This window comes from Rhodococcus sp. BS-15 (assembly GCF_000813105.1).
GTDB lineage: Bacteria > Actinomycetota > Actinomycetes > Mycobacteriales > Mycobacteriaceae > Rhodococcoides.
Map to the genome: position 1 here is coordinate 16,139 of NZ_BAOX01000031.1, position 11,395 is coordinate 27,533.

An 11,395-nucleotide genomic window follows, 5' to 3' on the forward strand; every position below is an offset into this window, starting at 1 on the left:
CCTCGAGAAGCTGGATGGACAATGCCCGAAAGGCCGCATTCGATGTCCGATCGTCCAACTCGTGAGACGATCGGGGCATGCGCGGCGCGGATCCCTGGAAGTCGTCCGACCCCCTGGGTGAAGCGCTGCACTTTCTACGGATGACCGGATCGTTCTACGTGCGCTCCGAGTTGAGCGGATCCTGGGGTCTCGCACTGCCCGCCATGGAGGATGCGCTGTGGTTTCACACGGTCGTCGACGGTGGCTGCGTGTTGTCGGTTCCCGGCGAGCCGACGCGTGAGTTGGTGCCCGGCGATTTCGCGTTGGTACCGCACGGGCGAGGGCACGTGCTGACCGCAGGCGTCGACGCGTCTGTTCGTGCGACGAGCGTCCACGACCTCGCGCACGAGTACGTCAGCGATCGCTACGCGGTGATCACTCACGATGCGGGCGGTGCCGGCAGGGTTGCGACTCTCGTCTGCGGGGCGGTGCGACTGGATCATCCGGCAGCGCAGAAGCTCGTTCGCCTGCTGCCCGCGCTGGTGGTGGTCGACGTCGATCCCGGCCCGAGGCAATCGAGGATGCAGAACATTCTGGCCATGGTCGCGGACGAAGCGCGCGTGCTCGAGCCCGGGGGAGAAGCGGTGATCACCCGGCTGTCCGACATTCTGGTGATCCACGCGTTGCGGTCGTGGATCGCGAACACGCCGGGCGCGCAGTCGGGTTGGCTCGGAGCATTGCAGGACGATCGGATCGGAACGGCGTTGGCGCTGATCCATCGACACCCTCACGAGCGGTGGACCGTTGCGGATTTGGCGTCGAGGGTGAACATGTCCCGTTCGGCGTTCTCGGCACGTTTCACCGAGCTGGTCGGCGACTCCGCGATGAGCTATCTGGCAACGTGGCGGATGCAGGTCGCATACGAGACGTTGCGATCCGAGGACGTGGTGTTGGCCGAATTGGCCCGGCGCAGTGGGTATCTGTCGGAGGCCGCGTTCGGTAAGGCCTTCAAGCGCGCGACGGGCGTCTCCCCGGGACGTGTGCGTCGCCGAGAAGCGGTGTCGATGGCCGGTCAGTCGAGCAGGTGACGGAGATAGCTGTTCGGGTCGTCGAGGTAGCGACGCCAGTGCTGTACCAATTCGAGTTCGTCCCAGGTACTTCGGCGTAGACCGTGTTCGCCGACTTCGACGATGTCCGCACCGGGGGTCGACGCCAGAATCGGTGAGTGCGTGGCGCAGACGATCTGTGCGCCCTCGTCGCCCAGCTCGGACATCAGTGCAACGAGCTGCAGGCTCGCGGTGAACGACAGGGCCGATTCCGGCTCGTCCAGAACGTAGAAGCCGGGTTCGGCCAACATCGCACCGAACATGGTAAGGAACCCTTCGCCGTGACTCATCTCGGCGGTGTTCTCGTCCCAGAAACCCGGCACGCCGCCGAGCTTTTCGGCCATGTCGAACGCGGTCTCGGCGCGCAGGAAGAAGCCGCGCTTGTTCAGTCGTGGGCCACGAAGCATTCGAGCGCCCTGCGGAGTGGTTTCCAACTCCAGCACCTCACCGAGGGCACTGGTCACCTCGTCGAGTCGACGGGATTGCTGCGCCGCCCGCCCGCCGCGGGCATCGATTCCGAAACCCTCGGCGATCGCCTCGACGAGGGTCGATTTACCGGAACCGTTGTCGCCGACCAGAATTGTGACCGGTGCGAGGAACTCGAGTCCGTCGCGAGCGAGGTCGGCGACGGCAGGCACGGTGAAGGGCCAGTCCGATCCGACATCGTCGGCGTGGACGTAGGCACGTTCTACGAACATGATTCAGGCAGTGACCAGGCGATCGACGTAACCGGTCTCGTGGGTGGAATCGGCGCTGCAGGTGTAGTAGACCCACTGCGCAGACTGGTCCGCCGAATCCCCGAACCGATGGTCGACCTTCGCTGCGCACAAACTGCCCGCACTGGTGTCATGGCAACGAAGACTGCTGGGTATGTACATCACTCCACTGTAGGCGCGATCGACGGAGACGATTACCGACGTCGCGAACGGAGCTACATTCACGTGGTGCCCTCGGTGAGACTCGAACTCTAATCCGGCGTTTCGCTGACATTGGCCTTGGTCGACAACACACGCGCTGACGTGCACTTTCGAGGCAACCCCGAGTGAGTCCGTGTGAGCACTCATGACATCACGATGTGGTCAGAATGTGGTCACCGAGGGGTGAATCGAACGGTCGTTCTGATGCATCAGAACTCGGGTCGCATCTCGGGCGGAAGCGACGCGTCGAACTCAGCTTTCGGGCGAATACGCAACTGCCGCATAGTGGGTGCTGTCCATCCCTCGTCGCGCAGTTGTGAACCCCACGCGTCGACCCACCACGGCAGGATGGCGAGGACGTCCTTGACTGAACGATCGTCCGGCCACGTCGAAAACTCGACGCCGAACTTACGCAGCGCGAACAGACCACGATTCACGTACTGCAGACCGGCCAGCACCGCTCGTGCCTCTTGCTCGGTAATGGTGACGGTTCGTCGTTCGTGTCTCGCCCACCCACCGTCTGTCGACATCTCGTCGGGTTCTTTGTAGGCCACTCGCAGGATCGTCGCTGTCTGGTTGGGAGTTACGCCCTCCATCGACTTGAAATGGAGCATATGTCCGAGATCGTCTCGCATGGCCTTCGCGCGCTTGACCTCGTCGGTCCACATCGTGTCGTTGGGTAAGACCAGGTTGAGATTCTTTGCCATCCGGCGCATATCTCGTGCGACATTTTCACCATCCGGGTGTACGAACGGTGCGGTCGTCGGCGGTGTCTCGGCAGTCGCGTACCGCAGGAATCGGATCTCTTCAATGGCCGTCTCCCACGCGCCCGAAACCTGCCAGAGCAGTCTTTCGAACACAGGTGACGGGACGAAAAGTAGTTGCTCTGCTCGTTGGTTGGCTTCGATCGTCCGCCTCACCTCGTTAGCAGTCTTCAGTAGGCGCTCGTCACTATCACCGTTATCGGGGGCAATCATCAGATGAGTCAAGCACGCCGACTGGTCAGTCGTAGGGCAGGTGCACGGTGAACGATCCCGGTGCATCGCCGCATCGGATAGCGGCTCGGACCATCCGATCGTGACGCTCGTCGCCGTCCATCCCGAGCGCGGCTCGGACGGTTCTGTCGTCCAGTCGCCCGTCCACGAACAGCGCGCCCGCCAGCTTCGTGATCGAGGACCAGCAGGTTTCGAGCTGGTTCTCGATCTCACGCGGCAGACCTCGGTCGCTCCGAACAACGTCGTCGCAGTCCGAGGCGTTCGACGCCAGCAACGCCAGGACATGCTGGAGTCGGGGGCTTTCGCCGTGTCGCCACCGTGATTCTGCCCATGGTCCGGCGTAGCTGACTTCACGTTCCCGACCCTTCGGAACATCGGTGTGCCAGCATTCGCCCGGCGTGTCGGGGTCGTCGTCATTGAGCTTGACTTCGGCGATCTGACCGCCAGCAAGGATCACCTGCACCGCGTGTCCAGCTTCGTGCACCGCGACCTCGATACGGCGGTGTTCGGCGGGCGATAGGTCGGAGAGCTTCACGTGTGTTGTCCGTTCTGAAAAGTGGGAGTGAGCGAGGGTGTCCGGCTCGGTCGGCCCGCAGCCAGCACCGAGCCGGACATCCTCAGTGAGCAGCGGGACCCGGCGTTCCGCTGCTCTCGCAGTCAAGCTTTCGGCGCTTCTTACGCATCGCGGCGCGTCGATGCTTCGCCGTCTTTCCCGAGTAGTGCTGACAGGACGGGCAGCGCCATGGGTGCACGACGTTCGGGTCGCTGGTCGTTGCCGTGCAGCAGGTGCACGCGACCTCAACACGGCACCCGGCGCAGCGCCACCGACCCGGAACGGCGTCAGGATTCGAGGTGGCGGCACCGCAGCTCGTGCAGTCGGCAGCCATCACGCGCCCTCGGCCTCGATCAGGTTCGGGGACCAGCTCTGCCGTCCGCTTTGCGCCGCTCGGACGTAATCCGCACCGAGTTTGGTCGTCGGAGCTGGCGTCGGATCGAGACCGAGCTGCGTCGGGCTCTGCCGAGCATGGTCGTAGGTTCCGAGACTGCCGGATGCGTTCTTCACGACGTGACTCCAAGTTCTTCCAGTTGGTCCTCGACAGAGGGGGCCGGGACAGGGCGGGTGGAGTGGAACAGCTCGCGGTCGGCAGCTCGGCGGTCTAGTCGGCGTTCGAGGCTCAGAGCGCGGCGGTCGACTTCTCGGAGCGCGGCCTCGACCGACTCGGACACCGACACGTCCACTTTCTCGGGTGGCAACGCGCGGCCCAGCAGGTCGGACAGCGGCCCAGATACGGGCGCTGCCAGCTCGACGAGTGCCTCGGCCCAGGCACCAGACGCCAGGTCTGCCTCGGTGATCTCGGGCCGCTGTCCGGCTCGGTGGCTGCGCAGCAGATCCAACGCTCGGCGTCGGTCTTCCTCGCTGAGGTGCGCGGTGCGGCGCTGATCGTCACCGTTGCCGGTCAGATGGTCCAGTTCGCGAACGCATCCAAGCACCGCATCGGCCAGTTCGTCCACCATCTCGGCATACGCCTCGGAACCGGGTCGTGTGCGATCCGAGCTGTCAGCGGCGCAACGATTGCCGAGATTTCGTCACTCAGGCTGAACTCCGCACGGAGGACGTTCGGCAGCCATCGCCGACGCCGCAGACGTTGCGCGTGCTGTTCGAGCTTCGGTCGCTCGGTGCTCAGTTCTAATCTACGTCGGCGAAACGGCTTCATCGGATGCTCCTCGGCGCTCGGTGTTCGCTTCATGGTGAGCAAGCTACTCGGGCACCGTGCAAAGGATGTCCGTCGTTACTCGACGGGATGGAACGGGCACTCGCCGCGCGCGTAGTTCACTTGTCCTGCAACGGTATCGGCGAAGTGCACGACGAGACCGCCGCACTGCCCACACTTCGTATACCGGTCCTGACGAATCACGTCGAGCAGGAACAACACCGCCTCGCGGTCCGATAAGTGGTCGAGTGCCTGTGCGGCCTCGGTGTCGTCGAACGGGTCGCCTGTGCACTTGGTGCACGAGCACCCGGCCGGGTCGGCGGTGCCGATGAGTCGGCGGGCCAGCAATGCGCGACCTTGCTGGGCGAGGGTTCCGTCGGGGTCGTCGTGCTCGCACCCATCGACCGGGCACGGCGGGTGTGGGCCGCGGGGAATGCAGGTCATGCGAATCTCCTACGTCGTGAGAGCGCCGCGTCGAGCGGAGTGACTGTAGCGCCGCGTGAGCCCTCCATCGACCGAAACGGGTTGGCGAGGGTCATTCCTTGCTGCCCGGCTGCGTGGCTCAGCACATCGTGAGAGACCACGAGTGCCGCGAGTGAGTCCGGTTGATGCTGTCCCACTTGCCAATTCGCCGCCAACTTCTCCAGCTCTGCCAGGGTGCCGACGACGCGGCACGTGCCGACTTCGAGCGCTTGGACAAGCGCAGACGACCGGGCGACCGAGTCACCGCCGCCGCGCCCCGATCCTCGCGGGGGCCAGCTCGTCACGCGTATGTGCCGGTCAACCTCGGCTCTGCGCAGCCGGTCGCGGACGACGGCGATGTATGTCTCTCTCGCGCTGAATCCCTCGATCGCGATCTCGGATGCGCCGACTTCGACAGCCAGGTCGACCGCTGCCCTCGCCCACGCCTCGGAGGTCATCGGCCGCGACCGGTCACGCAGGACCGCGACCACGCCGTCACTATCGACGCACGCGGCGACTAAGCCGCACGCGTCACCGCGGCCACTATCGGACGGGTCGACCCCGACGACCGTGAATGCCGGGCTAGCTGGCGGTGTGGACAGACGCCAGGCGTCGAACCATTCGCGACGGACCAAGCCGCCCTCGGGCGGAGTTGGTACGCCCTGGTAGAGCGCGTTCCAGGTTCTTTCGCCCGAGGTTCGCCGCGCCGCCGCGTAGTGATCCGGTGTGTACCCGAGTGCGCTGGTCATCGCGACGCCGCTCTGTTCACGCCCGAGTGCGTCGGGGACACCGCTCGCAGACACGGCGGGGATGTTCGTTCGGGTCCACACGTCGGGCTCGGCAGATAGCAACTCGCCCGCGAGGTCGGACTCGTGCCACCGCGTCATCACAATCAGAACCGAGCCACCCGGATGCACTCGGGTCGCGAGCGTGCTCCTGTATTCGTTGATCACTCGTCGGCGGTGGGCTGCCGAGTCGGCCTCGGCGGCATCTTTGACAGGGTCGTCGATTATCAGCAGGTCTGCACCGAATCCCGTTACGCCGCTGTTGATTCCGGTAGCAAGCAAGCCGCCGTCATGGCCGTCGACCCGCCACCGTCCGACCGCTGTCTTGTCGGGGGATAGCCGGATGCCGAGCACGGCGGCGTGTTCGTTTATGAGCTGTCGCGCTTCGCGGCTGTGTGCCTGCGCCAGCTCGTCGGAGTACGACACGAGCACGATCTGACGGTTGGGATTGTCGGCGAGTGCCCACACCACGGTCCAGACCGCGAGCAGTCGACTCTTTCCCGTCCGAGGCGGCGTGCTCACGATGTCGCGCTGGTCGGGCTCCATCACCGACCGGCGCGCGACGTCACTCAGCAGAGCGATCGTCGGCGTGACGACGAACCTCGGATCGAGCCGCGCTGCCAACTCGGCCGGTGTGGACGGCTTGACCTGGTTGCGTCGAGCGGACAGCTCGCGGGCCGCGACCAGTGTCCGCACCGTGACGGCGTCGGTCACTTACCCGCGAGCAGGTCGCCCGCGGCCGATGACGCGATCGACGAGTTAGATTCGAGCACCTCGGCGAGCTTGACCAGCTTCGTTGCCTGTGCTCGGAGTTGCGCGGCTACCGCTCGGTCGCGGCCTGCGATCTCGCACAGTTGGCCGGTGCAATCCGTCGTGGTGTCGTCCAGCGCGGGGGTCTGAAAAGGCATCACTTCGCTCCTCGGAGTCGGTCGAGCATCTTCTCGGCCGTCGCCGGGGCGAGCGCACCTCGGGTGATCTCACGTCGGAAGAAGCGCTCGCATCGGTGCCAGCTCAGCGCAGCGCGCGCTTCCACCACGCGGGGGGGTGTCGACCTCGCCTCGGCTCGCGAGAACGGCCAGGGTCGCGCGCCAGCTCTCCATCGTTCGGGACCGCGGGTCGACGGGCTGTGTAGTTTCCATGCCCGCACCATAAGTTACGGGCGTGCAGAGTGGCTTGGGCGTCGAGATGAATTGCGCCGCATTAACACTCGGGTCTAGCGGATGGACAGCATTGCCCCCGCGTATGCCAGGACGATTCCGAAAAATAGGAGTATCGGGCCGACCCACGTCTTCCATCGTTTCGGGACTTCGACCTCGGCGAGCAGGTAGGTAACGATGTGATGCGTCGCCATCTCGGCCTTGCTCGCCCGGAAGCCGATTTCGACGTTCGGCCTGATCATGGCGGCGTAGATCTCGTCGCCGTTCGCAGCTTCGAGCGCTTCGCTCTCGGAGTCGTCTTGCAGCTCCCTATGGACCTTCTCGATCATGTTGATGTTCTTGGTGAAACGCCGGGCCGCACCGTGTCGCGTCATCAGATCACGGACCACAAGCGCAACGCCTGCCAGCTGCGCTACCAATCCGACCGTCAACACGCAGCGGATGCCCACATTGGAGCTGAGAAAATCGATCACGCGGCTATCCAAGCACCCGAGGCTCCGCCGAGCTATCTCGATCGCCCTCTGAGCCGGATCTCTACCCAGACTTCCAATCGGGGTTCGGACGGTACCTTTATGGCTTGTACTTCCAACCGTTCTTCTGTGCCCGAGCAACAAGGGTTTTGGCGACCAGCGTGTAGGCACCCTTGTCGGACGGCGGCAGCTCGTTGTAGTCAATGTGGCCGTGGTCGTCGGGACGAGAGCTGTTCATTGAGTCGTCCCATACGGTCAGGGGCTGTCGACTCGAATCGCCGCTCGGGGATTTGATCTCGACCGATTCGACCTCACTCAAGTCGAGTCCGAGAACTCCAACAGGAGCGATGTACGGCCTACCGTTGTCCTCGCAGCGGCGTCTGACTGCGTCGGCCCGATCGCGATATGCCTGCTCAGCCGATGTCGCCGCGCCGCGAGCAATGGACAGCCGATTCGAGTCTTTTTTTGTCGGCTGTGCTGAGTTTGAACGCCTCGAAATTGACTACGTCTGCGGTCACCCATTGATGGATGATCGGTCGAAGCAACTGCGCGGAAGGGTCGGTCATTCGCTCGCGACGGAACTCAGGATCCTCGGTCATTTCTTTCCGTCCGCTGACAACCACGAGTCCAAGGCATCGGTCAACTCGGACACCTCGGCAGGAATCGTTTCGTCATTGAATGTGCCCGCATCGGTGTCCGCGGTGTGGACGTATATTGCTCCGTCTGGCTCGACCTCGATCGAGAGCTGGTTCTCATTCCCGGACCAGTAAAAACGAATCCCGCCCTCTTCCGTCGGGAAGACGGTGCTTGTGAGGTTTCCGAGAGCGAGCATTGATTCGATCACCATTTGGCCTCGCTGGATTACAGAGTCGGAAATTGGTTCTCCTGCCTCACCGTCCATCCAACCTTCGTCAAGGTCGGCGAGCGCCGTTAGTGCTTCGCGAGCGAGTCGCGCGTCCTCGGTAACGTTCACGACAGCGAGCGTGGTGACTGAAGCTAGTTTGGTCAGGCGACCATCTGCGTTGAAGTCGCCGATGCCCTCGGCGTGACACTTGAACAGCTGCTGTGCCGGGTCGATGCTGACCGAAACCTCAGTGCCGTAGTAGGGGACTGCTACATCTCTTTTGTGTTCACGGTCGCGCACGATCAGTCGGCCGGACATGACGTGGAAGTCGACGACTCGACCCTCTACGACGACGGCGCGTTTGGTTTCGACGTCGAGACCCTCGATTGCGGTGGTCCGCGTCGACGGGGTGTAGCGGGAGACCGACTCCCAATCGACGCGGTTAGTGGCAGCAACTTGGATCGTGTCGCCGCGGTCCATCGTTTGCCCGAGCTTCTTGACTTTGTTCGCTTCAATGCGCCTAATGTCGGCCGGGATCTGGCCCTCACCGGACAGGGCGTATTCGATAAATGCCTCGACCGTAAGCAGGGCGCGACTGTAATCCTGTTTGAGTTCATCCTCGGCGAACAGATCAGCGAGGCCGGGGTCAAGGTCATATTCGAGCAACGGCACAGCGGAACCGTCACCGATCTTCTCGACGAGTCGTAGCGCGATTCTGTCGTCGTAATTATTAGGAATGCGTTTGCTGTTTGGGTGGCGATCGCGCCAATACAGCCTCACGAGTGATCGGAGGATGTCCTCAAGGGCTGCGACCTCGACCAATGACTCGGCGGGCATGCCTTTCGCGTGGAACCGCGAGCCGCTGAGGCGCATCGCCGCTATGACGCGGGATTGCTCGGAGTCGTGGGTCACAGACGCGAGGCTATCTGAACGTCCCAGACTTACTACACGGAACCCATGGCGGTAGCCGTGCCATCCATTCGATTGACTGACGCGCGCTTGTGGATCCGAGAGACGGTGTTTGGGAACCATCGCGAGCCGCCTTGGCCGGTCGGCGTCCCGTCGTCGTTGAGTCCGTCGGCAATGCGTTGCCAGGTCGCGCCGCCTGCGCGCTCGGCTGTGATCCGATCGACGACGGTCAGCGGAACGGACAGCGGTCGGCCCAGCCGGACGCCTTGTGCTTTCCTGACGGCAAGCGCGGCCTTGGTCCGGTCGCTGATGAGCGATCGCTCCAGCTCGCTACGCCGCCCATAATCGCCGTCGTGAATCGACCGCTGCCGTGCTGGTGTCGATGGTCTGGTCGACGGCGACCACGACGCCGCCTGCGCGCTCGACGCGGTCGATGACGTCGAGCAGTGCTCGCAGGTTGCGAGCGAGGCGATCGGACTTGGCGACCACGAGTATCGCGGCGGTGCCGGACTCGATCGCCTCGATTGCGCCCACGAGACCCGGCCGCGCGTCGACTGCCTTGGACCCCGACACGCCCTCGTCGGCGAACGTCTCGACGAGAGTCCAGCCGCGCCTCTCGATCTCGCCCGAGACAGCCGACCGCTGCGCATCGAGACCAGCGCCGGACGTTGCTTGCTCGTCGGTGCTGACACGCAGATAAGTGACGACGGTGCCGACGTCCGCTTTGCGGCGACGAGTGCGAGGCGTGGTCATACTGTCATCCTATAACGCAAACGACCGTTTGGGTTAAAGAAACGTGGGATCAACTCCAGCGATGGTCTCCAGTGCCAACGCCGCGCCCTCGATCCGAGCCCGGTCGTCGCCGCTCGCCTCGATCTCGTCGGCGTCTATCGCGGCGAGGACTCGACGTAGCCGAGATGCCGTGTCAGCGAGGATCTCCGGGTCGGTCACGGCGTCGAGCTTGCTGGTGTCTGGTCGGCACGGCGACGGGCGACAGCGAGCCACTCGGACATCTCGTCGGGCGGCAGACCGTCGAGTGCGAGCACCTGCCGAGCGACCTCGACGTGCAGCGACCACAGTGGGTCGTCGGGGCCACGCACGACGCCGAACAGCGCGCGGCATTCCTCGGCGGCTACTCGGTCGAGATCGGCGGTCGCGATGCGTCCACCGTCGATGTCTTCGGCGACCGACAGTGCGGCTACGATCGCATCTCGCTTGGCGGTCATCCGACGATCTCTCCCTCGATGGTGCCGTCGATCTCCAGCAGTCGCTTTCGGGCGTCCGCGAGGATCGTGGTTGTGGATGGCTGGACAGTGACGGTGTGGTCGACGTTCACCTTGCCGAGTCCGTGGATGAACGCACGATGCTTTGCAATCCGATCACGTGCCCTGTCGACGGTGTCGCGGCCACCGACGTCGTCAGCGGGTACTTCCGCCGCCGCTGCCATGATGTATCGCTCGCGCTGCTGCAACTTCAATTCCTCCATTGCGAGCAAGTGGCCGACGTCGTTTCCCTCTGCCATGCGATCGACGTACTGACGCACCGACGCAGCCGCCGAGGAGGGGGACCGGTAGCCGAGCTGATCGGCGACGTGCTGCCACGTCGCGCCCGAGTTGCGTAGGTCGATCGCTTTACCGACGCGGTCCAGCGTCGCTGCGCGTGGTCGGTTCGTCATCGACGGCCTCCATTCTCGGTACGACGCACTTGGTTGTATTTGGTTATTAGACAGGGCGAGGGTGCAGGCAATCGGGGCTCGCCGCAGGTCAGCGGCAATCGTCCTCTCGGCTGCCCGATCTATCGAGCGACCATGCGATCCTCGGAGCTTCGCTCGTCGCTGTGGCGGTGTGGCGACGCTGCCACGGCTAAAACCACTGGTCACGGACGGTGTGGCGGTGTGGCGCTGTGGCGGTAGGGTGTGTTTTTCTCTCTGGCATTCAGTAAACGCGTGTACATACGGGAATTAAATTAATACACGTATATAAGTGTATTGTTCTGTGTTGCAATCACTTTCAATCGGAGCGGAAAAGACACACCCCCCGCCACAGCGCCACACCGCCAC

At 63.8% G+C, this 11,395-nt stretch carries 18 protein-coding genes; 1 reads left to right on the forward strand and 17 read right to left on the reverse strand.

From position 1 onward, the window contains the following. The first annotated feature begins 77 nt into the window (after nt 1–77). Nucleotides 78–1,067 carry an AraC family transcriptional regulator gene (locus tag RHBS_RS06455; protein ID WP_121869683.1) on the forward strand — a complete coding sequence of 330 codons (990 nt, stop codon included), beginning with the start codon at nt 78–80 and terminating at the stop codon, nt 1,065–1,067. On the opposite strand, the gene RHBS_RS06460 is transcribed toward RHBS_RS06455, so the two are convergent. From RHBS_RS06460 to RHBS_RS06530, 17 genes are all read right to left on the reverse strand, one after another. Next, nucleotides 1,052–1,783, reverse strand: a complete 732-nt coding sequence (locus tag RHBS_RS06460; RefSeq protein ID WP_121869684.1) for an AAA family ATPase — start codon at nt 1,781–1,783, stop codon at nt 1,052–1,054. The genes RHBS_RS06455 and RHBS_RS06460 overlap by 16 nt on opposite strands. A gap of 3 nt (nt 1,784–1,786) precedes the next feature. After that, nucleotides 1,787–2,026 carry a hypothetical protein gene (locus tag RHBS_RS06465; RefSeq protein ID WP_121869685.1) on the reverse strand — a complete coding sequence of 80 codons (240 nt, stop codon included), beginning with the start codon at nt 2,024–2,026 and terminating at the stop codon, nt 1,787–1,789. Nucleotides 2,027–2,211: 185 nt separating this feature from the next. Beyond that, on the reverse strand, nt 2,212–2,709 hold the full coding sequence (locus tag RHBS_RS06470) for a hypothetical protein (protein WP_128645192.1): 498 nt from the start codon (nt 2,707–2,709) through the stop codon (nt 2,212–2,214). A gap of 295 nt (nt 2,710–3,004) precedes the next feature. After that, on the reverse strand, nt 3,005–3,532 hold the full coding sequence (locus RHBS_RS28800) for a M50 family metallopeptidase (RefSeq protein ID WP_183130135.1): 528 nt from the start codon (nt 3,530–3,532) through the stop codon (nt 3,005–3,007). Between the two features lie 351 nt (nt 3,533–3,883). After that, entirely contained in the window at nt 3,884–4,060 is a 177-nt protein-coding gene (locus RHBS_RS28805) for a hypothetical protein (RefSeq protein ID WP_183130136.1), read from the reverse strand. Further along, entirely contained in the window at nt 4,057–4,512 is a 456-nt protein-coding gene (locus RHBS_RS06480) for a hypothetical protein (protein WP_128645193.1), read from the reverse strand. Before RHBS_RS06480 ends, RHBS_RS28805 begins: the two co-directional genes overlap by 4 nt. A 275-nt stretch (nt 4,513–4,787) precedes the next feature. Continuing rightward, on the reverse strand, nt 4,788–5,153 hold the full coding sequence (locus RHBS_RS06485) for a hypothetical protein (protein WP_121869689.1): 366 nt from the start codon (nt 5,151–5,153) through the stop codon (nt 4,788–4,790). Continuing rightward, nucleotides 5,150–6,502 (reverse strand): terminase large subunit domain-containing protein, encoded by a 1,353-nt coding sequence (locus RHBS_RS06490; RefSeq protein WP_237669051.1) that lies wholly within the window; start codon nt 6,500–6,502, stop codon nt 5,150–5,152. The genes RHBS_RS06485 and RHBS_RS06490 overlap by 4 nt, the downstream gene beginning before the upstream one ends. 164 nt (nt 6,503–6,666) lie before the next feature. Continuing rightward, nucleotides 6,667–6,864 carry a hypothetical protein gene (locus RHBS_RS06495; protein ID WP_121869690.1) on the reverse strand — a complete coding sequence of 66 codons (198 nt, stop codon included), beginning with the start codon at nt 6,862–6,864 and terminating at the stop codon, nt 6,667–6,669. Nucleotides 6,865–7,169: 305 nt separating this feature from the next. Next, nucleotides 7,170–7,586 (reverse strand): hypothetical protein, encoded by a 417-nt coding sequence (locus tag RHBS_RS06505; protein ID WP_128645194.1) that lies wholly within the window; start codon nt 7,584–7,586, stop codon nt 7,170–7,172. Between the two features lie 97 nt (nt 7,587–7,683). Beyond that, nucleotides 7,684–7,821 carry a hypothetical protein gene (locus tag RHBS_RS30290; protein ID WP_237669047.1) on the reverse strand — a complete coding sequence of 46 codons (138 nt, stop codon included), beginning with the start codon at nt 7,819–7,821 and terminating at the stop codon, nt 7,684–7,686. Between the two features lie 175 nt (nt 7,822–7,996). Next, nucleotides 7,997–8,206 carry a hypothetical protein gene (locus RHBS_RS30295; protein ID WP_237669048.1) on the reverse strand — a complete coding sequence of 70 codons (210 nt, stop codon included), beginning with the start codon at nt 8,204–8,206 and terminating at the stop codon, nt 7,997–7,999. Further along, nucleotides 8,179–9,339: a hypothetical protein gene (locus RHBS_RS06515; RefSeq protein ID WP_121869694.1), complete on the reverse strand. Its 1,161-nt coding sequence runs from the start codon at nt 9,337–9,339 to the stop codon at nt 8,179–8,181. The genes RHBS_RS30295 and RHBS_RS06515 overlap by 28 nt, the downstream gene beginning before the upstream one ends. A 327-nt stretch (nt 9,340–9,666) precedes the next feature. Further along, nucleotides 9,667–10,089, reverse strand: coding sequence for a recombinase family protein (locus RHBS_RS30300; protein WP_237669049.1), 423 nt, complete (start codon nt 10,087–10,089; stop codon nt 9,667–9,669). Between the two features lie 33 nt (nt 10,090–10,122). After that, nucleotides 10,123–10,287, reverse strand: a complete 165-nt coding sequence (locus RHBS_RS28810) for a hypothetical protein (protein ID WP_183130137.1) — start codon at nt 10,285–10,287, stop codon at nt 10,123–10,125. Further along, nucleotides 10,284–10,562, reverse strand: a complete 279-nt coding sequence (locus RHBS_RS06525; RefSeq protein WP_128645195.1) for a flagellar hook-length control protein — start codon at nt 10,560–10,562, stop codon at nt 10,284–10,286. Before RHBS_RS06525 ends, RHBS_RS28810 begins: the two co-directional genes overlap by 4 nt. Then, complete coding sequence (locus RHBS_RS06530; RefSeq protein ID WP_128645196.1) at nt 10,559–11,011, reverse strand: hypothetical protein; 453 nt, start codon at nt 11,009–11,011, stop codon at nt 10,559–10,561. Before RHBS_RS06530 ends, RHBS_RS06525 begins: the two co-directional genes overlap by 4 nt. Between the last annotated feature and the right edge of the window lie 384 nt (nt 11,012–11,395).

Excerpts from the sequence above, each read along its gene's own strand:
- RHBS_RS06455 (WP_121869683.1), top strand. The coding sequence starts at position 78 with ATGCGCGGCGCGGATCCCTGGAAGTCGTCCGACCCCCTGGGTGAAGCG.
- RHBS_RS06460 (WP_121869684.1), bottom strand. The coding sequence starts at position 1,783 with ATGTTCGTAGAACGTGCCTACGTCCACGCCGACGATGTCGGATCGGAC.
- RHBS_RS06470 (WP_128645192.1), bottom strand. The coding sequence starts at position 2,709 with ATGGCAAAGAATCTCAACCTGGTCTTACCCAACGACACGATGTGGACC.
- RHBS_RS06480 (WP_128645193.1), bottom strand. The coding sequence starts at position 4,512 with ATGGTGGACGAACTGGCCGATGCGGTGCTTGGATGCGTTCGCGAACTG.
- RHBS_RS06485 (WP_121869689.1), bottom strand. The coding sequence starts at position 5,153 with ATGACCTGCATTCCCCGCGGCCCACACCCGCCGTGCCCGGTCGATGGG.
- RHBS_RS06490 (WP_237669051.1), bottom strand. The coding sequence starts at position 6,502 with ATGGAGCCCGACCAGCGCGACATCGTGAGCACGCCGCCTCGGACGGGA.
- RHBS_RS06495 (WP_121869690.1), bottom strand. The coding sequence starts at position 6,864 with ATGCCTTTTCAGACCCCCGCGCTGGACGACACCACGACGGATTGCACC.
- RHBS_RS30290 (WP_237669047.1), bottom strand. The coding sequence starts at position 7,821 with ATGAACAGCTCTCGTCCCGACGACCACGGCCACATTGACTACAACGAG.
- RHBS_RS30300 (WP_237669049.1), bottom strand. The coding sequence starts at position 10,089 with ATGACCACGCCTCGCACTCGTCGCCGCAAAGCGGACGTCGGCACCGTC.
- RHBS_RS06525 (WP_128645195.1), bottom strand. The coding sequence starts at position 10,562 with ATGACCGCCAAGCGAGATGCGATCGTAGCCGCACTGTCGGTCGCCGAA.
- RHBS_RS06530 (WP_128645196.1), bottom strand. The coding sequence starts at position 11,011 with ATGACGAACCGACCACGCGCAGCGACGCTGGACCGCGTCGGTAAAGCG.